We start from the raw sequence: 21,874 nt of genomic DNA, 5'->3' as shown, positions 1-21,874 counted from the left end.
GCAAAGGGGAAGCCATGACAGCGACGACCGATGGCAGTCCAGGTACGCCAACCCACCGGACACCTTCGGCCAGCAGCACCTCGGCGCCGGACCCTGTTCCCACCGGCGGACCCGAGGCGGCGGCGCAGCGTGCCGTGCAGCGCGCCGCAGACCACCTCCTGGCACGGCAGCACCCTGACGGCTGGTGGAAGGGCGACCTCGAAACCAACGTGACGATGGACGCCGAGGACCTGATGCTCCGGCAGTTCCTCAACATCAGCGACGCGAAGGTGACCGCCGCCTCGGCCCGCTGGATCCGCTCGCAGCAGCGCGAGGACGGCGCCTGGCCCACGTTCCACGGCGGCCCGGGCGACCTGTCGGCCACCGTCGAGGCGTACGTCGCGCTGCGGCTGGCCGGGGACACCCCCGACGAGGCGCACATGCAGCTGGCCGCCAAATGGGCCAGGGCCGAGGGCGGCGTCGCGTCCAGCCGGGTGTTCACCCGGATCTGGCTGGCCCTGTTCGGCTGGTGGAGCTGGGACGACCTGCCGGAACTGCCGCCGGAGATCATCTACCTGCCCAAGTGGATGCCGCTGAACATCTACTCGTTCGGCTGCTGGGCCCGGCAGACGATCGTGCCGCTGACCGTCGTCGGCGCCCACCGCCCGGTCCGCCCGGCGCCCTTCGGGATCGACGAGCTGCACGTGAACGCGGCGGACCCCAACCCCCGGCGCCGCAAGGCCCCCATCACCAGCTGGGACGGTGTCTTCCAGCGCCTGGACCAGGCGCTGCACCTCTACCGCCGGTTCAGCGTCCGGCCGCTGCGCCGGACCGCGATGAACGCCTGTGCCCGCTGGATCATCGAGCGGCAGGAGGCGGACGGCTGCTGGGGCGGCATCCAGCCGCCCGCCGTGTACTCGGTGATCGCCCTCCACCTGCTCGGCTACGACCTCGACCACCCGGTGCTGAAAGCCGGCCTGGACTCGCTGGATCGTTTCGCCGTGTGGCCCGAGGACGGCATGCGGATGATCGAGGCGTGCCAGTCGCCGGTCTGGGACACCTGCCTGGCCGTCATCGCGCTCGCCGACGCCGGTGTCGACGCGGACCACCCGGCGCTGGTCAAGGCGACCGACTGGATGCTCGAGGAGCAGATCACGCGGCCCGGTGACTGGTCCGTGCAGCGCCCGCAACTGGCACCCGGCGGATGGGCGTTCGAATTCCACAACGACAACTACCCGGACATCGACGACACCGCGGAAGTGGTGCTGGCACTGCGCCGGGTGGCCCACCCCGACCAGGCCCGGGTGGACTCCGCGATCGACCGTGCGGTCCGCTGGAACGTCGGCATGCAGTCCAGGAACGGCGCCTGGGGCGCCTTCGACGCCGACAACACCAGCCCGTACCCCAACCGGCTGCCGTTCTGCGACTTCGGCGAGGTCATCGACCCGCCGTCGGCGGACGTGACCGCGCACGTCGTGGAGATGATGGCCGCGCTCGGGTTGGAGCACGACCACCACACCCGGCGCGGCATCGACTGGCTGCTGTCGGAGCAGGAGGACAACGGCGCCTGGTTCGGCCGTTGGGGGGTCAACTACATCTACGGCACCGGTTCGGCCGTCCCGGCGCTGGCCTCGGCCGGACTGCCCGCCTCCCACCCGGCGATCCGCCGGGCCGTCGACTGGCTGGAGTCGGTGCAGAACGCGGACGGGGGCTGGGGCGAGGACCTGCGGTCCTACTCCGACACCGAATGGATCGGCCGCGGCCACTCCACGCCGTCCCAGACGGCCTGGGCGCTGCTCGCGCTGCTGTCGGCAGGGGAGCGGGACAACGACGCCGTGGCCCGCGGCGTCCGCTGGCTGGTGGACACCCAGTTGGCGGACGGTTCCTGGGACGAGCCGTACTTCACGGGTACGGGATTCCCGCGGGACTTCTCGATCAACTACCACCTCTACCGGATGGTGTTCCCGCTGACCGCGCTCGGCCGCTACGTGCGGTCCGAGCCTTTCGGAACCGCCGGCGTCGGCCATGCCGCCGCCGAGAAGGGAGCCTAGTTCGTGGGTCGTACCCAGCCACCGTTGCTGGTGGTGTGCGCCCTGCGCATCGAGCGCTTCGCGCTGCGCAGGGGAGCGGCCAGGAGTTCCGCGGACGAGGTCACCGTGCTGCGTACCGGCATGGGACCGAAGGCCGCGGACCGGGCCGTCCGTACCGCCCTGCATGATCCGCGCAACACCGACGCCGCCGTCCTGACCACCGGCTTCTGTGCCGGGCTCGCGCCCGGCATGCGGCCGGGGGACGTCGTCGTCGCCGATGACGGGCACGAGAGCCAGGCGCTGGCCGCCGCGCTCAAGGAGGCCCTCGCGGACACCGGGCACACCGTGCACACCGGCACCCTGGCCGAGTCCGACCATGTCGTGCGGGGCGCCGAGCGCACCGCTCTCGCGGCGACGGGTGCCATCGCCGTGGACATGGAATCGGCCGCGATGCGCCGTGCCGCCCTGGCCGAAGGGGCGCACCGCATCGCGGCGGCCCGCGTGGTCGTCGACACGCCCGAGTACGAACTCGTCCGCGTCGGCACGCTTCGCACCGGAATCCTTGCGTTCCGGGTGCTCAGAGATCTCGTTCCCGCCTTTCTCGAATGGCACCGCACTACCGCGCTCCCCTGGAGGTGAGCTAGATGGCTATGCCGCTCCGTCAGACCGTCCGTGTCGCGTCGTACCTCTTCGAACAGAAAATGGTCAGGCGACGCGAAAAGTTCCCGCTCATCGTCGAACTCGAACCGCTCTTCGCCTGCAACCTCAAATGCGAGGGCTGTGGCAAGATCCAGCACCCGGCCGGGGTGCTGAAGCAGCGCATGCCGGTGGCACAGGCCGTCGGCGCGGTGCTGGAATCGGGTGCGCCGATGGTGTCGATCGCGGGCGGCGAGCCGCTGATGCACCCCCAGATCGACGAGATCGTGCGTCAGCTCGTGGCGAAGAAGAAGTACGTCTTCCTCTGCACCAACGCCCTGCTGCTCCGCAAGAAGATCGACAAATTCACGCCGTCTCCTTACTTCGCCTTTACCGTGCATATCGACGGCATGCGAGAGCGGCACGACGAGTCGGTGGCCAAGGAAGGCACTTTCGACGAGGCCGTGGAGGCGATCAAGGAGGCCAAGCGGCGCGGCTTCCGGGTCACCACGAACTCGACCTTCTTCAACACCGACACCCCGCAGACGATCATCGAGGTGCTCAACTTCCTCAATGACGACCTGCAGGTCGACGAGATGATGCTGTCGCCCGCCTACGCCTACGAGAAGGCCCCCGACCAGGACCACTTCCTGGGCGTGGAGCAGACCCGCGAGCTGTTCAAGAAGGCGTTCGGCGACGGCAACCGGCGCAAGTGGCGGCTGAACCACAGCCCGCTCTTCCTGGACTTCCTGGAGGGCAAGGCCGACTTCCCGTGCACCGCGTGGGCCATCCCGAACTACTCCCTGTTCGGCTGGCAGCGTCCCTGCTACCTGATGGCGGACGGCTACGTGCCGACGTACAAGGAGCTGATCGAGAAGACCGACTGGGACAAGTACGGGCGCGGCAAGGACGAGCGGTGCGACAACTGCATGGCGCACTGCGGCTACGAGCCGACGGCCGTGCTGGCCACCATGGGCTCCCTCAAGGAGTCCCTGCGCGCCGCCCGGGAGACCGTCGCGTCCAACCGCGCGAAGTGACGGCCCGGGTGAGCGGCTGACCGGCTGGACGCGTACGGGTCACCGGCGGCGGCGACGCCGCACCGGTGGCCCGCACGCGTACCCGCCGCCGGCCGCTCACCCGCGTCACGGGGGCAGCACGCGGTACGGGACACCACGGGGACGTTCACAGGACACACCGCATCACCGGCAGGGAACAGGGAACGAGGTCTGCACATGTCGATGCTGGAGAACATCCACAGCCCGCGCGACCTGAAGGCGCTGCCCGACGGCCGGCTCGACGAACTGGCCGCCGACATCCGGCAGTTCCTCGTCCAGGCAGTGGCCAGAACCGGTGGCCATCTGGGCCCCAACCTCGGCGTGGTCGAGCTGACCATCGCGCTGCACCGGGTCTTCGACTCGCCCGCCGACCGCATCCTGTGGGACACCGGCCACCAGTCGTACGTCCACAAGATCCTCACCGGTCGCCAGGACTTCTCCAAGCTGCGCAGCAAGGGCGGGCTGTCCGGCTACCCCTCGCGGGCCGAGTCCGAGCACGACGTCATCGAGAACAGCCACGCCTCGACCGTGCTGGGCTGGGCCGACGGCCTGGCCAAGGCCAACGAGGTGCGGCACTGCAGTGACCGCGTCGTCGCGGTCATCGGTGACGGCGCGCTGACCGGCGGCATGGCCTGGGAGGCGCTGAACAACATCGCCGCCGCCAGGGACCGCCCGCTGGTCATCGTCGTCAACGACAACGAGCGCTCCTACGCGCCCACCATCGGCGGCCTCGCGAACCACCTGGCCACGCTGCGCACCACCGACGGCTACGAGCGCTTCCTGGACTGGGGCAAGCAGGTCCTGCAGCAGACCCCGGTGATCGGCCGGCCGTTGTACGAGTCGCTGCACGGCGCGAAGAAGGGCTTCAAGGACACCTTCGCCCCGCAGGGCATGTTCGAGGACCTGGGGCTGAAGTACGTCGGCCCGATCGACGGCCACGACATCGCCGCGATGGAGACCGCGCTGCGCCGGGCCCGCCGCTTCCACGGCCCGGTGCTCGTGCACTGCATCACCGAGAAGGGCCGCGGCTACCCGGCCGCCGAGCAGGACGAGGCGGACCGCTTCCACACCGTGGGTGCGATGGACCCGCTGACCTGCATGCCGCTGGCGCCGTCCCAAGGGCCGTCCTGGACCTCGGTGTTCAGCGACGAGATGGTCCGCATCGGCCGGGAGCGGCCGGACGTCGTCGCGATCACCGCCGCGATGCTCCAGCCCGTCGGCCTGGAGGCGTTCGCGACGGCCTACCCGAAGCGGGTGTTCGACGTCGGCATCGCCGAGCAGCACGCCGCCACGTCGGCGGCCGGCCTGGCCACCGGCGGCCTGCACCCGGTCGTCGCGGTCTACGCGACGTTCCTCAACCGGGCGTTCGACCAGGTGCTGATGGACGTCGCCCTGCACAGGTGCGGTGTGACGTTCGTGCTGGACCGCGCGGGCGTGACCGGAGTGGACGGCGCCTCGCACAACGGCATGTGGGACATGTCGATCCTCCAGGTCGTGCCCGGCCTGCGGATCGCCGCGCCGCGCGACGCCGACCAGTTGCGCGCCCAGCTGCGGGAGGCCGTCACCGTCGAGGACGCGCCCACCGTGGTGCGCTTCCCCAAGGAGACGGCGGGCGAGCCGCTGCCGGCGATCGACCGGGTCGGCGGCGTGGACGTGCTGCACCGTCCCACCGGCGACCAGCGGCCCGACGTGCTGCTCGTCGCGGTCGGCGCCCTCGCCGCGACCTGCCTGACCGCGGCCGACCTGCTCGCCGGGCGCGGTATCGGTGTCACCGTCGTCGACCCGCGCTGGGTCAAGCCGGTGGACCCGGCGCTGCCCGAACTGGCCGCCGGGCACCGCATGGTGGCGGTCGTGGAGGACAACGGCCGTGCGGGCGGAGTCGGTTCGGCCGTCGCGCAGGCGCTGCGGGACGCCGGGGTGGACGTGCCGCTGCGCGACTTCGGCATCCCGCAGCAGTTCCTCGCGCACGCCAAGCGCGGCGAGGTGCTCGCCGACATCGGCCTCACGCCGGCCGAGATCGCCGGCGGCATCGGCGCGGCCCTGACCCGCCTGACCGCGCGCAGCACACCGGCCGGCGACCCCGTCGCCCCGCCGCACGCCCGGCCCGCGCATACTTCGGAACGGATCCACGCACGCAAGGAGCAGGTGAGCGATGACATCGTCTGACGCGGCGGCCGGTCAGGACGCGGGCGGACCGGACGCGGGCGGAACGGGCGGCGGCGGGCGCGAGGCCGGCGGTCCGGACGCCGCAGGAGCGGACGCGGGCGGGCAGCCCAAGGGCTTCGACCTCGCGACGCTGCTCGCCGAGCGCGGCGGCGAGCGCTACGACCTGCACACGCGGTACCTCAACCACCAACTGCCGCGCATGCTGCACACGATCGGCTTCGACAAGGTCTACGAGCGGGCGGAGGGCGCCCACTTCTGGGACGTCGACGGCAACGACTACCTCGACATGCTCGCCGGGTTCGGCGTGCAGGGCCTGGGCCGCCACCACCCGGTGGTCCGCAAGGCACTGCACGACGTGCTCGATGCCGGGCTGCCCGACCTCACCCGGTTCGACTGCCAGCCGCTGCCCGGCCTGCTCGCCGAGAAGCTGCTGGCCCACACCCCGCACCTGGACCGGGTCTTCTTCGGCAACAGCGGCACCGAAGCCGTCGAGACCGCGCTGAAGTTCGCCCGCTACGCCACCGGGAAGCCCCGGGTGCTGTACTGCACCCACTCCTTCCACGGCCTGACCACGGGCTCGCTGTCGGTCAACGGCGAGCCCGGCTTCCAGGAGGGTTTCGCGCCGCTGCTGCCCGACACCGAGATCGCACTCGGCGATCTCGACGCACTGGCCCGCGAGTTGAAGCGCGGCGACGTGGCGGCGCTGATCGTCGAACCCATTCAGGGCCACGGCGTGCACATGATGCCGCCGGGCTTCCTGCGCGAGGCCCAGGAACTGCTGCGCAAGCACAAGGCGTTGCTGATCTGCGACGAGGTGCAGACCGGCCTCGGCCGCACCGGCACCTTCTGGGCGTACGAGCAGGAGGGCGTGGAGCCGGACCTGGTGACGGTGGCCAAGGCGCTGTCCGGCGGGTACGTGCCGGTCGGCGCGACGCTCGGCCGGGACTGGATCTTCAAGAAGGTCTACTCCTCGATGGACCGCGTGCTGGTCCACTCGGCGAGCTTCGGCTCCAACGCCCAGGCGATGGCGGCCGGTCTGGCCAGCCTGTCGGTCATCGAGGACGAGCAGCTGGTGGAGAACTCCCGCCGGACCGGCGAGCTGCTGCGCACCCGGCTGGCCGCGCTCACCGACCGGTACGAGATGCTCAAGGACGTCCGTGGCCGCGGCCTGATGGTCGCCATCGAGTTCGGCCGTCCCAAGTCGCTGGGCCTGCGCAGCCGCTGGACGATGCTGCAGGCCGCCCGCAAGGGCCTGTTCGCGCAGATGGTCGTCGTGCCGCTGCTGCAGCGGCACCGCATCCTCACGCAGGTGTCCGGCGACCACATCGAGGTCATCAAGCTGATCCCGCCGCTCGTCGTCGACGAGGCGGACATCGACCGCTTCGTGACCGCGTTCACCGACGTCATGGACGACGCGCACGACGGCGGCGGCCTGATGTGGGACTTCGGCAAGACGCTCGTCAAACAGGCGGTCGCCAACCGGTGACGCGACCCCGGCGCCCCCGCGGCGCCGGGGCCCTGGGGCGCGGCACGACAACAGCACGCGGGGGACGGGATGCCGGCCCGGGCGGTTCGACCGGTGGGCCTGAGGCCCGGGTGCTGCGGGTGGCCCGTCGCGGGGATGGCGGGCCGCCCGCAGGCCGCGCTCAGTCCGTGAGCAGCCGCTCCTGGAGCCGTGCGCGGCGCTCGGGGGTGAGGCCCAGGCCCTCCTCCAGGTAGCGGTCGACCGAGCCCCACTCCTCCTCGATCGTGTCGAAGGCGATCCGCAGGTACTCCACGCGGGCCTCGAACAGCGGGCTGAGCAGCTCGGTGATCGCCGGGTCGATGGCGGTGCCCGAGCTGCCGTCGCCGCGGACCACCTTGTAGCGGCGGTGCCGGGCGTTGCTCTGCAGGTAGTCCTCCTCGATGGCGGAGCGCTCCACGCCCAGCGCCAGCAGGATGATCGCGATCGAGGTGCCCGCGCGGTCCTTGCCGGCCGCGCAGTGCAGCAGCGCCGGGACCGCCGGGTCCTCGGGGTCGGTGAGCTCGGCCAGCATCCGGGAGTGCTCGGCGGTGCGCTCCAGGACGAGCTTGCGGTAGGCCGCGGCCATCCGGCGGGCGGCCCTGCCGTCGCCGAGGAGCTCGCGCAGGGCCGCCAGGTCGCCGTCGCGCACGATGTGCCAGAAGCCCGCACCCTCGGCCGGATCGCTCAGCGGCATGTTGAGGTTGCGGGTGCCGGGCAGCTCGGCGTCCGGGCCCTCCAGGGCCATGTCGTCGCGGTTGCGGAAGTCGAAGACGGTGTGCAGGCCCAGGGACTCGAGGAAGGCGACGTCGTCACCGGTGGCCTGGGCGAGGTGACCGCTGCGGAACAGCACGCCGTGCCGCACGCGCCGGCCGTCGACCGTGGGCAGGCCCCCGACGTCGCGGAAATTGCGCACCCCGGTCAGTTCGGACTCGTCCCCGGTCGGGACGGACTGCCGCACTTCCTGCGTCACGTGCACTCCTTCGTCGTCGGTCACCGCTCATGCTCGGCCACAGACGACGATACGGCAGCACGGGAACGACATACCGAACGGTATGTGTCCGGCGGGCCATTGCTCCGTGCCGTGCCCGGGCCCATGATGTCCGGATCTGACCGGGGCGACGGGCGGTCTGACCGGAGCAAGGGGCGGGACATGATCGACACGGGGGGATCCGGCCGGCTCTGGCTGCTGTCCGGACCGGGCAGCGCCTACGCGCTCCAGGTCACCGACCGCGACGAGCTGCTCCACCTGCACTGGGGCGCTCCGATCGCCCTGCCCGACGCCGAGGCGCTGGCCGCCGAGCCGCCACCGGCCGAGCGGCCCTTCGAATCCGCGCTCGACGGCCGCGAGGAGTACCCCGTCGAGGGAGGCCCCCGGTTCGTCCGGCCCGCCCTGTCGGTCCGTTCGGAGCACGGCGGCGAAGGGCCGGGCGGTGACGGCCCGGTCCGCGGCACGGAGTGGTGCTTCGAGGAGGACGAGATCGCCGCCGGGCCCGACGGCGAGGAGCTGCGACTGCACTTCCACGACTCCCTGCACCACCTCGACCTCACCCTCCACTACCGGCTGCGTCCCGCCTGCGACGTCGTCGAACGGTGGATCACCGCCGGCCACGTGGGACACGCCGGCACGCCCGCCCTGGAGCTGCTGCGGGCCGACGCGGCGACCTGGACACTGCCGCACCGCCCGGCCTGGCGGATGTCCCAGCTGCACGGCCGCTGGGGCGCGGAGACCCAGCTCGCGCGGGCCCCGCTGGCCCCCGGCGAGCACGTCATCGGCAGCCGCCGCGGCCACACCTCCCACCAGCACCTGCCGTGGTTCGCCCTCGACGAGGGCGAGGCCGGCGAGGAGCACGGCCAGGTCTGGTCCGGTGCGCTGGCCTGGTCCGGCTCGTGGCGGATCGCGATCGCCGCGCTGCCCGGCGGCCGCGTGCAGGTGACCGGGGGCGCGGGCCACGACGACGCCGGGCTGGTCCGCCTCACGCCCGGCGGCGGCTACACCAGCCCGGTCTTCGCGGGCCTCTACAGCGCGGGCGGCTTCGGCGCCGCCAGCCGGGCCTGGCACGCCTACCAGCGCGACCACGTGCTCCCCGGCGGCCCGCCGCACACCGCCCCGCTGCGTCCCGTGGCCTACCGTCCCGGGCCGCCCGCCGGCCCGTCGGCCCCGGCGGCCGCCACGGCGCACGGTGCGGGCGCCGCGGCCGCGCCCGGCCCCGACCTGGCCCAGCACCGCGAGCTGGCCCGCAGAGCCGCGCAGATGGGCGTGGAGCTGTACGTCGTGGACGCGTGCCGGGGCTCGCTGTTCGGCGCGCAGGAGGGGTCCGCACGCGGCGGCGGCCGTCCGGGCGGGAGTCTCCCGGGCGGCGGCCCGCTGAAGGAGTTCGCCGACGAGGTGCACGGCCTGGGCATGCGGCTGGGTGTGCGGGTCGAACCGGAGACCGTCGAACCGGGTGGCGACCTGCACCGCGCCCACCCGGACTGGGTGCAGCGCCAGCCGGGGCGGCGCGGCGCCGAGCAGGCCGGGCGGCTGGTCCTCAACCTCGCCCGCCCTGACGTGCTCGCGCACGTCGCCGGCGAGCTGGACGCGCTGCTGCACGGCGCGCCCGTCGACCATCTCGCCTGGGACGTCAGCCGGTCGTTCACCGAGGCCGGCTGGCCCGGCGACCGCTACCCGCAGCGACTGTGGACCGGCCATGTGCACGGCCTGTACGCCCTGTTCGACCGGCTGCGCGCGGCCCACCCCGACCTCACCGTGGAGAGCGGCGCGGGCGGCGGCGGGCGGACCGACCTCGGCGTTCTCGCCCGCGTCGGCCAGGTCGAGACCTCCGCCACCACCGACCCGCTCGACCGGCTGGCCGTCCAGCACGGTTTCAGCCAGCTGCACCCGGCGTCCGCGATGTCCGCGCCCGTCACCGCGGGCCGCGCCCCCGGCCCCAACCACCGCGGCGCCTCGATGCGGTTCCGCTTCGTGACGGCGATGGCCGGCGTGCTGGGCCTGGACGGCGACCTGCTGGAGTGGGGCGCGCACAAACGCGCGGAGGCAGCCTCGTGGATCGCCCTCTACAAGTCGGTGCGCCCGGTGGTGCACGACGGCGACCTGTACCGGCTGCGGCCGCCCGGGGACGGCGGGGTCAGCGCCGTGCAGTACGTCCTCGGCGACGACACGGTGGTGCTGGCCTGGCTCCAGGCGCAGCGGTTCGGTGAACCGGCCGCGCCGCTGCGGCTGCGCGGGCTCCAACCGGGCGCCGCCTACCGGGACGTGGCGACCGGCGTGGTGCGGCGCGGGGCGGTGCTGGCCGAGCACGGACTGCGCACCACGCTGGGCGGCGACCTGGACGCCGCCGTATTCCATCTACGCCGGGGTTGACCCCGTGGGATGAATCACGCCGCGTCAACGCCTCCCTACGGTCGCGTAGGTCACATCCGCAGGAGAAAGATGTCCGGACGTGGCTGACGATTCGCGCAACATCACCCAAAGCACCATCGGGTCGTACACCGCGGTGGGGGACAGCTTCACCGAAGGCGTCGGGGACCCGGGTCCGGACGGCACCGTGGTCGGCTGGGCGGACCGCCTGGCCGTCCTGCTCGCCGAGCGGCACGCCGCCGGGCAGCCGCCGGGCGACTTCCGCTACGCCAACCTCGCCGTGCGCGGCCGGCTGCTGGACCAGATCGTCGCCGAGCAGGTGCCGCGGGCCGTCGAACTCGCCCCCGACCTGGTGACGTTCTGCGCCGGCGGCAACGACATCCTGCGGCCGGGCACCGACCCCGACGCGATCGCCGAGCGCTTCGAGGCCGCGGTCGCCGACCTCACCTCCGCGGTCGGCACCGTCCTGGTGTGCACCGGGTTCGACACCCGCGGCGTGCCCGTGCTGCGCCATCTGCGCGGCAAGATCGCCACCTACACCGCGCATGTGCGGGCCATCGCCGACCGCTACGACTGCCCGGTGCTGGACCTGTGGTCGCTGCGCGCGGTGCAGGACCGGCGGGCGTGGAGCGAGGACCGGCTGCACCTGTCGCCCGAGGGGCACACGCGGATCGCGCTGCGCGCCGCGCAGGTGCTCGGTCTCGAACCGCCGGCCGACCCCGACGAGCCGTGGCCGCCGCAGTCGCGGCGGCTGCCGTCGGAGGTCCGGCGGGAGAACATCCAGTGGGCCCGCCAGCACCTGGTGCCGTGGATCGGGCGCAGGCTGCGCGGCGAGTCCTCGGGCGACGAACGGGCGCCGAAGCGTCCCGACCTGCTGCCGTTGCGGTAGCCGGGAGGGCCCGGGTGCCCGCTGGCGGGGGAGCCGCCGATCAGCCGTGGACCGGCGGGAGCCCGGAGGGCGGATCGCCGCCCAGCGGCCTGGGCGGGTCGCGGTGCGCCCGGTGTGCGGCGAGTTCGGCCCACACCATGCGGCCCGGGCCGCTCTCCGCGGGGTCCGAGCCCCAGGCCACCGACAGCAGGCTCACCAGCAGCAGCCCGCGGCCGCCCTCCTCGTCCTCCTGGGCGTCGCAGGGGAGCGGCACGCTGGTGCCGCGGCCCTGGTCGGTGACCTCCAGCCGGATCACGGAGCCCGTGTCCTGCACCGTGCAGGTGATCTTCTCGCTGCGGGTGTGCCGCACCGCGTTGGTGAACAGCTCGGTCACCACCAGGCCCGCGTCGTCGCGCAGTTCGGCGTCCAGACCCCACTCGGCGAGGCGAGCGCGAACCCGCCCGCGGGCGTCCGCCACGGACGCGCTCAGCGCGGGCAGCCGGAAGACGTCACGGCGGCAGGGGTCGCCGACACCGTGCCGGCCGTCGTGCCGGAGGGTGTCAGGTGAGGTGACCACCCTGACACTATGAGGCTGCCTCCTCACACATGGCAAGGTCCGTTCTGTAATTTGCAGAATCATGGCGAACACGCTGTCGTGATTGCTGACGTCGTGCCACACTGCTTGTCAGTTACGGCAGTTGGAGGTTGAGGCACGTGACGGACCCGCGGCAGGGAGGCGCTCCCACGGTGCTGCGGATGGTCCTCGGCAAACGCCTCCAGGACCTCCGTGAGAAGGCGGGGCTCGGCTACGAGGAGGCCGGCCGGGCGCTCGACGTCACCCACGCCACCATCCGCCGCATGGAGAAGGCGGAAGTCGGCCTGAAACTCCCCTATGTGGAGAAGCTGCTCACCACCTACGGCATCACCGCGCCCGAGGAGATCGGCGGGTTCCTCGCCCTGGCCCGCGAAGCCAACCGGCCCGGCTGGTGGCACAGCTTCCGCGACGTACTTCCCGACTGGTTCAGCGCATTCGTCAGCCTTGAGGGCGAGGCCGCGGTCATCCGCGCCTACGAACCGCACTACGTGCCCGGCCTGTTGCAGACTCCCGACTACGCCGGAGCGGTGCTGCGCGCGGGCCTGCCGCACGCCGCCTCGGCCGAGATCGAGCGGCTGGTGGCCCTGCGGATCGAGCGGCAGAGCCTGCTCACCCGCGCCGAGGCCGCACCGCTGCTGTGGGTGGTGATGGACGAGACGGTGCTGCGCCGCCCCATCGGCGGCCGCGCCGTCATGCGCGACCAACTCGGCGCGCTCATCGAGACCACCGAACTGTCCAACGTACGACTGCAGGTGATCCCCTTCACCGCCGGGCCGCATCCCGCGATGTACGGGCCCTTCCACATCTTCCGGTTCCAGGTCCAGGAACTCCCCGACATCGCCTACTCCGAAAGCCTGGTCGGCGGCGTCTACTTCGACGAGCGCGATGACGTCTCCACGTTCCTGGAAGCGCTGGACCGGATGTGCGCGCAGGCAGCGCCCGCACACAGCACCAAAGCCATCCTCGATGGCATGCGCAAGGAGATCTGAACCATGGATCGCTTCAACGACGGAAGCGCCGGCATATTCGCCGCCGCCACCCACGACGACCTCCACGACAGCGGCCGCGGCAGCGCGGACGCGATCTACAACGGCATGCCGGCCGCCGACCTCGGCGCGGACGGCTGGCGCAAGCCCTGGAGCGGCGGCAACGGCGGCTCGTGCGTCGAGGCCAAGAAGCTCAACGACGGGCGGGTGGCGCTGCGCCAGTCCACCGACCCGGACGGTCCGGCACTGATCTACACCAACCTCGAGATCACCACGTTCATCCAGGGCGCCAAAGCCGGCCAGGCCGACTTCCTCCTGTGACGACCGCGACCCACCACGACAGCGCCCGGCTCCGGTACGCCCGGAGCCGGCCGCGGCACCAGCCGCACGACACCGACGACCGGACCCGGAGGACGGCGTGACCGACCAGGGCTTCTCCGCCGAGGAGATCGACACCAGCCGCCCCCACCCGGCGCGGATGTACGACTACTACCTCGGCGGCCGCGACAACTACGAGGTCGACCGCGAGGCCGCGGAACGCGTCCTGGACGTCGCCCCCGACGTGGTCCTGGGTGCCCGCGCCAACCGCGACTTCATGCGGCGGGCCGTGCGCCACCTGGTCGAGAGCGGCATCCGGCAGATCATCGACATCGGCACCGGCATCCCCACCTCGCCCAACACCCACGAGATCGCGCACTCCGTCGACCCGTCGGTGCGCGTCGCCTACATCGACAACGACCCGATCGTCGCCACGCACGCCGGCGCGCGGCTGCTCGGCACCGGCAACACCGGGTTCTTCCTCGGCGACATGCGCAAGCCGCAGAGCATCCTGGAACACCCCACGATCGGCGAACTGATCGACGTCCGGCAGCCGGTCGCCCTGATGCTGGTGTCCGTCCTGCACTTCGTGGCCGACAAGGAGGACCCGGCCGGCCTCGTCGCCGCCTACCGGGCGACCCTGCCGGCCGGCAGCCACCTGGTGCTCTCGCACGCCACCGGCGACTTCCACGGCGAGCGCGCCGACAACGTGGCGGAGGTCTACAAGAGGGCCACCGCCTCCCTCACCCCCCGTACGCACGCCGAGGTGCTCGCCCTCTTCGACGGCTTCGACCTCGTCGAACCCGGACTCGTCCAGGTCCACGAGTGGCGGCCCGACGACAGCACCGACGTCCCCGACCGCCCGGTCGGCGTGTACGGCGCGATAGGCCGGCTCCAGGAGCGCGCGTCGTGACCGACCGGACCGACCAGGGCTTCACCGCCGAGGAGATCGACACCAGCCGGCCGCACCCGGCGCGGATGTACGACTTCTACCTCGGCGGGCGCGACAACTACGAGGTCGACCGCGAGGCGGCGCAGCGCGTCATCGACTTCCTGCCCGACATCATCCCCGCCGCCCGCGCCAACCGGGACTTCCTGCAACGCGCGGTGCGGTACCTGACCGGGACCGGCATCCGGCAGATCATCGACATCGGCACCGGCATCCCGACCTCGCCCAACACCCACGAGATCGCGCAGGCCGAGGCGCCCGACGTCCGGGTCGCCTACGTCGACAACGACCCGATCGTGGCCACCCACGCCGGCGCACGGCTCACCGGCAGCGGTGGCAACACCGGCTTCTTCCTCGCCGACGTCCGCAAGCCCGAGAGCATCCTCGAACACCCCACCATCGGCCGGCTGATCGACTTCGACCAGCCCGTCGCCCTGATGCTCGTCGCGGTCCTGCACTTCATCAAGGACGAGGAGGATCCCGCGGGCATCGTCGCCGCACTGCGCGACGCCCTGCCGGCGGGCAGCCACCTGGTGCTGTCGCACGCCACCGCGGACTTCCACGCGGCAAGCCTGCCCGAGGTGTTCAAGGTCTACAACAAGGCGACCGCCACCCTCAACACCCGGCCCTACGACGAAGTCGTGGCCCTGTTCGACGGGTTCGAACTGCTCGACCCCGGACTGGTCCAGGTGCCGCTGTGGCGCCCGGCCACCCCGCCCGACCCCGACGAGGTCAAGCGGATCGGCTTCTACGGGGCGGTCGCCCGCAAGAAGTGACCGCCCCGCGGCCGGCACCGGCCGCCGCGGGTGGGGGCGCCCCTCAGACGGGGGCGCCCCCACCCGTGCCGACCCGCACCTCCATCAGCGGCAGCGTCCGGCCCGGCACGGAACCGGACGGCGTACGGCCCACGGTGACCGCGCCCATCGCCCGGTAGAAGCCCTCGGCGTTCGGGTCGGCGTCGATGGAGAGCCCGCTGAAACCCCGGTCCCCGGCCACGCGCAGCGCGTGGGCGTACAGCAGCCGGCCCACACCGCGGCCCATCGCGTCCGGGTCGACGAACATCATCCCGATCGCGCCGCGCGGCGGCTCGCCCTCCACGGTGACCACGCCCACCACGCGGAACGCGCCGAACACGCCGTCCGGGTCGGGTACTTCGGCGACGGCGGTGCGCCGCCCCGCGATCTCGCCCGCCGTCAAGGTCAGTTCGTCGCGGCACGCGGCCATGAAGGCCTCGTCGTAGCCCCAGTGTGCCTTGGACCGCAGCACCAGCGCGGTCAGCGCCGCCGCCTCGTCCGGGCGGGCCGGGCGCACCCGCGGGCCGCCGGCGGACGTCCGGCCGTCGCTCACCGCAGCGCCTCCATCGTCACCGTCACACCCTCCAGCGTGCCCGCGAAGTCCGCGCCCAGCGCCATCGACGGCGTCCGGAATCCGGCCGGCAGCGAGGGCAGCCGCTCCACGATCCGCAGCACCGCGTCCGCGGTCATGCTGTACGGGTTCGGGCCGGTGAGCGTCGCGGTGACGGTGTTGCCCGCCGCATCCCTCGCGCGGCCCCACACCTCGCTGCGGGTGCCCGCCAGTGCCCGCTCGCCGGGTCCGCGCACCACCCGGCCCGCGAGACCGGCCAGGGCCCCGCGCAGCGGCCCCACCCGCAGCACCCGGCTGGCGGCCAGCGCGGGCGCGGGCACGGCCGTGTACGTGGTGATGTCCGGGATGCCCGTCGAGTGGTACGCGGTGCTGACATCGCCCCACGGCACCGACACCACCGTCCTGGCGCCCGACGGGAACACCGCCCGCACCTGCCGGGAGCCCACCGGTACCGCGCGGATCTCCCCGCCCGCCCGGATCCTGCCGCCCTCCGCGGCACCGGCCAGCGCCGTGCGCGCCGTGCCCGGGCTGGCCCCGCCGCCGACCAGGAACGCCAGGTCCAACTGCGTGGCGTCCGGCAGCCGGTCCGCGAGCAGCGCGGCCACGCAGTCGGTGGGCACCACGTCGAAACCCGCCCCCGGCAGCAGCACCACGCCGGCCGCCGCCGCGCGCGGCCCCAGCGCGTGCAGCGACTCGAACACGTCGATCTCGCCGGTGATGTCCAGGTACGGCGTCCCGGTGTCGACGCACGCCTGCGCCATCGGCAGCGCGGTCCGCACGAACGGCCCCGCGCAGTGCGCCACCGCGTCGACACCCTCCAGCCCGCGGCGTATCGCGGCCGCGTCGTCCAGCCCGAACACCCGGTGTTCCAGGCCGAGTTCCGCGGCGAGCGGCAACAACTTGGCGGCACTGCGGCCGGCCAGCACCGGACGCATGCCACGAGCGGCGGAGCGGCGTGCGATCAGGCGTCCGGTGTACCCGGTGGCGCCGTACAACAGCCAGGTCATGGATCGTGAACCTCCTCGGCGGTGGTGACCGGAACCGTACACGCGCCGTCCGTCCAGGCGATATCGGGTGGGCTGCCGGGCCCCGGCGTGCGAGGCTGGTGCCATGACCGACCGAGAGCAGCAGGCCGCCGTGGCCGCCGAAGGCGCCGCACAGGACATCACCGCGGCCGACCAGCCCGAGACCGACCCCGAGGGCGCAGAACCGGACGAGGACGACGTCAAGCGGAAGTTCCGCGAGGCGCTGGCCCGCAAGCAGGGCGCCCAGCGCGGCGGCGCGGCCGGCGGCGCCGGCCCCGACCAGTCCAAGATCCACGGCGCGCACGGCCGCGCCGGCGGTGCCCGCGAATTCCGCCGCAAGAGTGGATGAGAGTGATGTCCCCCCGCACCCTTTGACGGTGCCCAGCCGTCGTCCTGCCCCCGGACGGCTCCCGGCTCCCGCCGGGAGGCGCCCGCTGTCCGGGGGCGGGCGCGGCGCGCCCTCGCGGGCGTTAGGGTCGGGACGGTGACGACGAACCCGTTCCTGAACGCCAGCACCCTGCCGTACGAGCTGCCGCCGTTCGCGGACATCCGCGACGAGCACTACCTTCCGGCTCTCGAACGCGGCATCGCCGAGCACCTCGCGGAGATCGAGGCGATCGCGGGGGACCCGAACCCGCCGACGTTCGAGAACACGCTGGTCGCCCTGGAGCGCGCCGGCGCCCTCCTCGGCCGCGTCCACGCCGCGTTCTCCAACCAGGCGTCCGCGCACGTCACCCCGGCCGTCCGGGAGATCGAGCCGAAGGTGAGCGCGCTGCTGGCCGAGCACAGCGACGCCCTCCACCTCAACTCCGCGCTGTACCAGCGGATCTCCACGCTCTACGAGGCCCGCGACACCCTGGGCCTGGACCCGGAGTCCCTGCGCCTGCTGGAGCGCTACCACACGGTGTTCGTGCGGGCCGGCGCCCGGCTGTCGCCCGCCGACCGCGACCGGTTGCGCGACCTCAACGCCCGGATCGCCGCCGCCTGCACGGCGTTCGGGCAGAACACGCTCGCCGCCGGCCGCGACGGCGCCCTCGTCCTCGACGACGCCGCGCAACTGGCCGGCCTGCCCGCCGACGCCGTCGCGGCCGCCGCCGAGAACGGCCGCGCCACCGGCCACGACGGCCACTGGGTGCTGAGCCTGAAGAACTTCTCCAACCAGCCGGAACTCGCGCAGCTCGACGACCCTGAGGTGCGCCGCCGGCTGCTGGCCGCGTCCCTGGACCGCGCCCAGGACACCAACGGCCCGCTCGCCGTCACCATCGCCACCCTGCGCGCCGAGCGCGCCGCCCTGCTCGGCTACGAGACCCACGCGGCGTACGTGGTCGCCGACCGCACCGCCGGCAGCACCCATGCCGTCACCGACCTGCTGGCCCGCCTGGTGCCGCCGGCCGTCGCCAACGCCGAGAAGGAGGCCGCGGCCCTCGCCGAGCTGGCCGGCGGCCCGATCGAGGCGTGGGACTGGGCGTACTGGTCCGAGAAGGTGCGCAAGACCCGCTACGAGGTCGACGCGGCCGCCCTGCGGCCGTACTTCGAGCTGGAACGGGTGCTGCACGACGGCGTCTTCCGGGCCGCCCGCCAGGTCTACGGCATCACCCTCGAGGAGCGCCACGACCTGCCCGGCTACCACCCCGACGTCCGGGTCTTCGAGGTGTTCGACGCCGACGGGTCCGGCATGGGCCTGTTCCTCGCCGACTTCCACGCCCGCGAGTCCAAGCGCGGCGGCGCCTGGATGAACTCCCTGGTCGAGCAGTCGGACCTGCTGGGCCGGCGGCCGGTCGTGGTCAACAACCACAACATCGAACGGCCCGCGCCGGGCGAGCCGACCCTTCTGACGTTCAGTCAGGTCGACACGCTCTTCCACGAGTTCGGGCACGCCCTGCACGGCCTGTTCTCGGCCGTCCGCTACCCGTTCTTCTCCGGCACCAGCGTGCCGAGCGACTTCGTGGAGTTCCCCTCCCAGGTCAACGAGATGTGGTCGCTGTGGCCGGAGGTCCTCGGCCGGTACGCGGTCCACCACGAGACCGGGGAGCCGATGCCGGCCGACGTCGTGCGCCGGATGAAGGACGCCGCGCAGTTCGGGCAGGGCTTCGCGACCGTCGAGTACCTGGCCGCGACGCTCCTCGACTGGGCGTGGCACACCCTGCCGGCCGGCACCGACCCCGGCGACGCGCTGGCGTTCGAGGCCCGGGCCCTCCAGGACGCGGGCCTGGCCCTGCCCGCGATCCCGCCCCGCTACCGCACCACGTACTTCGCGCACATCTTCAGCAGCCAGTACAGCGCGGGCTACTACTCCTACATCTGGAGCGAGGTGCTGGACGCGGACACCGTCGACTGGTTCTCCTTGCACGGCGGGATGACCCGCGGCAACGGCGACACGTTCCGCCGCGAACTGCTGTCCCGCGGCGGCAGCGTCGACCCGATGGCGGCCGTCGAGGCCGTCCTCGGCCGCCCGCCGCGCGTGGAGCCGCTGCTGGCGCGACGCGGGCTGACCGCGACGAGCTGACGGGCACGGGCCGCGGGCGCTGACGGCGGGCGGCGGGCGGCTGGCGCCCGCGGGCCGACCGCGAGGAGTTGACGCCCGCGGGCCGCCCGCGACGAGCTGACCCGCGAGCCCGCGGGGGCATCCCGCCGTGGGAGCGCCCGCTCGGAGCCGGAGCCGGAGCCGGAGCCGGAGCCGGAGCCGGAGCCGGAGCCGGAGCCGGAGCCGGCCGTCCGTCCGGGCGCGGAAAACCGTGTGCGGCCGCCCGTGGGCGTGGGACACGATGGACCGATGGGATGGAACCTGGACCTCGATCTCGACGGCTTCGCCGCCGGCGCCGACACCTTCCTGCGCTCCCGCGCCGTGGAGCACTCCGTCCAGCTCACCATCCTCGACACGCTCCGCCGCCGCGGCGCGGGAGCGTACGGGGCCGCCCGGCCGGTCTTCGGACTCTGGCGCCCGGACGCCGGGGGAGAGGTGGCGGCGGCGGTCCTGCAGACCCCGCCGCACCCACCGCTGATCACCGGCGCCCCGCCGGAGGCGGCCGCCACGCTGCCCGCCGCCTGGGCGGCCGCCGTCGCCTCGGGGACGGTGGGCCCGCCGGCCGGCGTGCGCGGTGAGGCCGCGGCGGCCCGCGCGTTCGCCGACGGCTGGGCTGCCGGCACCGGCCAGAGCGTCGTGGTGCGCCGCGACACCCGCTTCCACCGGCTCGCCGCCCTGACCCCGCGTGAACCCGTACCGCCCGGCAACGCCCGCGTCGCCGACGCCCGCGACCGCGATCTGGTGTGGGGCTGGCACCAGCAGTACGCGGTCGATGTCGGCGGGGCCCTCCCCGGCGGCGAGCAGGCGGTGTACGACGCCATCGCGCACGGCGGCCGCACCCTGTGGGAACTGCCCGACGGCACGCCCGTCGCCATGGCCGGCTCCACCGTGCCCGCCGCCGGGGCCGTGCGGGTCGTCGCCGTCTACACCCCGCGGGCCCTGCGCGGCCGCGGCTACGCCGGTGCCGTCGTCACGGCCGTCACCCGCGCGGCGCTGGACGCCGGAGCCCAGGAGGTGCTGCTGGTCACCGACCTCTCCAACCCCGTCAGCAACGGGCTCTACCAGAAGCTGGGTTACGTGCCGGTGCGTGACGCGGTGGAGCTCGAGTTCGCACCTGGCGGCACCGCCGGCACCGGGCCCGCCGCGGTGTGAGGAACCGGTGGAGGCCACCCGGCTTCCCACGGCGGCGCCCGGGCGGCGTCACAGCACCCCCGCATAATGGAGGGCGGCGGACACCCCGCCGCCCGACGATCTGCCTGGAGGACCCGTGACCGGCGTCAGCCGACCGCCGTCCCGCCTCGTGAAGCTGCGCCCCGCACCGTTCGGCGCGGACCCGACGGGGGCGCGGCTGGAGCGCATCCTGAAGTCCCCGAACTACGCCGACGGCGCGTTCGTGAACCCGGTGGGCGCCCGCAGCGTGCCCAGCGGCGGCCTGATCAAGTCCCTCCCGGCGAACATGCGCAAGGAGGCCCGGCTCTCCCGCAAGCCGGCCCGCCCGATCCCGGTCCACTCCACCACCCTCGCCGACCTCGCGCGGCCGTCCGTCTCGGGCCTGCGCCTCACGTGGATGGGCCACTCGTCGGTGCTCGCCGAGATCGGCGGCCGGCGGGTGCTCTTCGACCCGGTGTGGGGCCGCCGCTGCTCACCCTTCGCCTTCGCCGGGCCGCGCCGCATCCACCCCACCCCCGTGCCGCTGGAGGCCCTCACCGGCCTGGACGTGGTGGTGATCTCGCACGACCACTACGACCACCTGGACATGCCCACGATCATGGCGCTGGTGGCGAGCGACGTGCTCTTCGCGGTGCCACTGGGCGTCGGCAGCCACCTGGAGCACTGGGGCGTGCCGCCGGAGCGGCTGCGCGAGCTGGACTGGAACGAGTCCACCGAGGTCGGCGGCCTCACGCTTACCGCGACCCCGGCCCGCCACTTCTGCGGCCGCGGGCTGCGCGGCCGCCAGCAGACGCTGTGGGCGTCCTGGGTGGTCACGGACGGCACCCACCGGATCTACCACTCCGGCGACACCGGCTACTTCCCCGGCTTCGCCGACATCGGCGCCGAACACGGCCCGTTCGACGCGACGATGATCCAGATCGGCGCGTACTCCGAGTTCTGGCCGAAGAACCACACTGACTGTATGCCGGGAGAGCCCTGCGACTGCAAGCCCGATCCGGGCCAGTGGCCGGACATCCACATGACACCGGACGAAGGCTTGCGCGCCCACCTTGACCTGCAAGGGGGCCAGCCGGGCGGGGTCTTGCTCCCCATCCACTGGGGAACCTTCAACTTGGCGTTCCACACTTGGGCTGAGCCTGCCGAGCGCACGATGCTTGCGTCGCACAGGGCCGGACAGTTGTCCGCGACGCCCCGCGTCGGCCAACCCTTCGAGCCCACCGCTTGCCCCGAGCCTGACCCGTGGTGGCGAGGTGTTGCGGTCACTCCCGACAACGGCTGGGCAGTCTGGCCGCCGGTCAAGGCTGATTCCTCGCAGGTGTCTGAGCTTGCGTCGGAGGCGTGAT

19 protein-coding genes are annotated in these 21,874 nt (G+C 73.1%); 15 read left to right on the top strand and 4 right to left on the bottom strand.

The genetic code is table 11. From position 1 onward, the window contains the following. The first annotated feature begins 14 nt into the window (after positions 1-14). The 5 genes from shc (at position 15) to BMW99_RS33235 (ending at position 7,352) form a co-directional block, all read left to right on the top strand. Entirely contained in the window at positions 15-2,030 is a 2,016-nt protein-coding gene (gene shc / locus BMW99_RS33255) for a squalene--hopene cyclase (RefSeq protein ID WP_069462530.1), read from the top strand. A gap of 3 nt (positions 2,031-2,033) precedes the next feature. After that, positions 2,034-2,648, top strand: coding sequence for a phosphorylase family protein (locus BMW99_RS33250; RefSeq protein WP_069462529.1), 615 nt, complete (start codon positions 2,034-2,036; stop codon positions 2,646-2,648). Between the two features lie 5 nt (positions 2,649-2,653). Continuing rightward, on the top strand, positions 2,654-3,682 hold the full coding sequence (gene hpnH / locus BMW99_RS33245; RefSeq protein WP_069462528.1) for an adenosyl-hopene transferase HpnH: 1,029 nt from the start codon (positions 2,654-2,656) through the stop codon (positions 3,680-3,682). 195 nt (positions 3,683-3,877) lie between these two features. Continuing rightward, on the top strand, positions 3,878-5,866 hold the full coding sequence (gene dxs, locus BMW99_RS33240; RefSeq protein WP_075018099.1) for a 1-deoxy-D-xylulose-5-phosphate synthase: 1,989 nt from the start codon (positions 3,878-3,880) through the stop codon (positions 5,864-5,866). Further along, positions 5,853-7,352 (top strand): aspartate aminotransferase family protein, encoded by a 1,500-nt coding sequence (locus BMW99_RS33235; RefSeq protein WP_079138532.1) that lies wholly within the window; start codon positions 5,853-5,855, stop codon positions 7,350-7,352. Before dxs ends, BMW99_RS33235 begins: the two co-directional genes overlap by 14 nt. 160 nt (positions 7,353-7,512) lie before the next feature. On the opposite strand, the gene BMW99_RS33230 is transcribed toward BMW99_RS33235, so the two are convergent. Continuing rightward, positions 7,513-8,328, bottom strand: a complete 816-nt coding sequence (locus BMW99_RS33230; RefSeq protein ID WP_069464317.1) for a tyrosine-protein phosphatase — start codon at positions 8,326-8,328, stop codon at positions 7,513-7,515. Positions 8,329-8,520: 192 nt separating this feature from the next. Between BMW99_RS33230 and BMW99_RS33225 the strand changes: the two genes are divergently transcribed. Next, a complete protein-coding gene (locus BMW99_RS33225) occupies positions 8,521-10,731 on the top strand; it encodes an alpha-galactosidase (RefSeq protein ID WP_069464312.1) in 2,211 nt (736 codons plus the stop codon). A 79-nt stretch (positions 10,732-10,810) separates the two neighbouring features. Then, positions 10,811-11,617 (top strand): SGNH/GDSL hydrolase family protein, encoded by an 807-nt coding sequence (locus BMW99_RS33220; protein ID WP_069464311.1) that lies wholly within the window; start codon positions 10,811-10,813, stop codon positions 11,615-11,617. Positions 11,618-11,657: 40 nt separating this feature from the next. Here the strand turns inward: BMW99_RS33220 and BMW99_RS33215 are convergent, their stop codons facing one another. Beyond that, positions 11,658-12,173 carry an ATP-binding protein gene (locus BMW99_RS33215; RefSeq protein WP_069464310.1) on the bottom strand — a complete coding sequence of 172 codons (516 nt, stop codon included), beginning with the start codon at positions 12,171-12,173 and terminating at the stop codon, positions 11,658-11,660. Positions 12,174-12,310: 137 nt separating this feature from the next. Here BMW99_RS33215 and BMW99_RS33210 point away from each other — a divergent pair, with 137 nt between their 5' ends. The 4 genes from BMW99_RS33210 (at position 12,311) to BMW99_RS33195 (ending at position 15,220) form a co-directional block, all read left to right on the top strand. Further along, positions 12,311-13,180: a helix-turn-helix domain-containing protein gene (locus tag BMW99_RS33210; RefSeq protein ID WP_069464309.1), complete on the top strand. Its 870-nt coding sequence runs from the start codon at positions 12,311-12,313 to the stop codon at positions 13,178-13,180. Between the two features lie 105 nt (positions 13,181-13,285). Next, a complete protein-coding gene (locus BMW99_RS33205; RefSeq protein WP_069464316.1) occupies positions 13,286-13,498 on the top strand; it encodes a DUF397 domain-containing protein in 213 nt (70 codons plus the stop codon). Between the two features lie 97 nt (positions 13,499-13,595). Next, positions 13,596-14,408, top strand: a complete 813-nt coding sequence (locus tag BMW99_RS33200) for an SAM-dependent methyltransferase (RefSeq protein WP_069464308.1) — start codon at positions 13,596-13,598, stop codon at positions 14,406-14,408. After that, positions 14,405-15,220, top strand: a complete 816-nt coding sequence (locus BMW99_RS33195) for an SAM-dependent methyltransferase (RefSeq protein ID WP_075018098.1) — start codon at positions 14,405-14,407, stop codon at positions 15,218-15,220. The genes BMW99_RS33200 and BMW99_RS33195 overlap by 4 nt, the downstream gene beginning before the upstream one ends. 43 nt (positions 15,221-15,263) lie before the next feature. Here the strand turns inward: BMW99_RS33195 and BMW99_RS33190 are convergent, their stop codons facing one another. Further along, positions 15,264-15,791: a GNAT family N-acetyltransferase gene (locus BMW99_RS33190; RefSeq protein ID WP_245791728.1), complete on the bottom strand. Its 528-nt coding sequence runs from the start codon at positions 15,789-15,791 to the stop codon at positions 15,264-15,266. Then, positions 15,788-16,816: a saccharopine dehydrogenase family protein gene (locus tag BMW99_RS33185; protein ID WP_069464307.1), complete on the bottom strand. Its 1,029-nt coding sequence runs from the start codon at positions 16,814-16,816 to the stop codon at positions 15,788-15,790. The genes BMW99_RS33190 and BMW99_RS33185 overlap by 4 nt, the downstream gene beginning before the upstream one ends. A 103-nt stretch (positions 16,817-16,919) precedes the next feature. Between BMW99_RS33185 and BMW99_RS33180 the strand changes: the two genes are divergently transcribed. The 4 genes from BMW99_RS33180 to BMW99_RS33165 all read left to right on the top strand — a co-directional run bounded on the left by BMW99_RS33180 (position 16,920) and on the right by BMW99_RS33165 (position 21,873). Continuing rightward, a complete protein-coding gene (locus BMW99_RS33180; protein WP_176735530.1) occupies positions 16,920-17,183 on the top strand; it encodes a DUF5302 domain-containing protein in 264 nt (87 codons plus the stop codon). Positions 17,184-17,318: 135 nt separating this feature from the next. Further along, the gene (locus tag BMW99_RS33175; protein ID WP_075018097.1) at positions 17,319-19,340 is read left to right on the top strand and encodes a M3 family metallopeptidase; all 2,022 of its coding nucleotides are present in this window, start codon (positions 17,319-17,321) and stop codon (positions 19,338-19,340) included. A 267-nt stretch (positions 19,341-19,607) separates the two neighbouring features. Continuing rightward, a complete protein-coding gene (locus tag BMW99_RS33170; RefSeq protein ID WP_069464570.1) occupies positions 19,608-20,510 on the top strand; it encodes a GNAT family N-acetyltransferase in 903 nt (300 codons plus the stop codon). Positions 20,511-20,625: 115 nt separating this feature from the next. Continuing rightward, entirely contained in the window at positions 20,626-21,873 is a 1,248-nt protein-coding gene (locus BMW99_RS33165; protein WP_069464571.1) for an MBL fold metallo-hydrolase, read from the top strand. Position 21,874 lies beyond the last annotated feature (1 nt).

Source organism: Actinacidiphila rubida, from assembly GCF_900110255.1.
Classification (GTDB): domain Bacteria; phylum Actinomycetota; class Actinomycetes; order Streptomycetales; family Streptomycetaceae; genus Actinacidiphila; species Actinacidiphila rubida.
This window is presented reverse-complemented; position numbering and strand designations above follow the sequence as displayed.

Bases quoted from the DNA above. Each gene is read 5' to 3' on its own strand.
- BMW99_RS33185 (WP_069464307.1), bottom strand. From the start codon at position 16,816: ATGACCTGGCTGTTGTACGGCGCCACCGGGTACACCGGACGCCTGATC.
- shc (WP_069462530.1), top strand. From the start codon at position 15: ATGACAGCGACGACCGATGGCAGTCCAGGTACGCCAACCCACCGGACA.
- BMW99_RS33225 (WP_069464312.1), top strand. From the start codon at position 8,521: ATGATCGACACGGGGGGATCCGGCCGGCTCTGGCTGCTGTCCGGACCG.
- BMW99_RS33235 (WP_079138532.1), top strand. From the start codon at position 5,853: ATGACATCGTCTGACGCGGCGGCCGGTCAGGACGCGGGCGGACCGGAC.
- BMW99_RS33205 (WP_069464316.1), top strand. From the start codon at position 13,286: ATGCCGGCCGCCGACCTCGGCGCGGACGGCTGGCGCAAGCCCTGGAGC.
- hpnH (WP_069462528.1), top strand. From the start codon at position 2,654: ATGGCTATGCCGCTCCGTCAGACCGTCCGTGTCGCGTCGTACCTCTTC.
- dxs (WP_075018099.1), top strand. From the start codon at position 3,878: ATGTCGATGCTGGAGAACATCCACAGCCCGCGCGACCTGAAGGCGCTG.
- BMW99_RS33180 (WP_176735530.1), top strand. From the start codon at position 16,920: ATGACCGACCGAGAGCAGCAGGCCGCCGTGGCCGCCGAAGGCGCCGCA.
- BMW99_RS33170 (WP_069464570.1), top strand. From the start codon at position 19,608: ATGGGATGGAACCTGGACCTCGATCTCGACGGCTTCGCCGCCGGCGCC.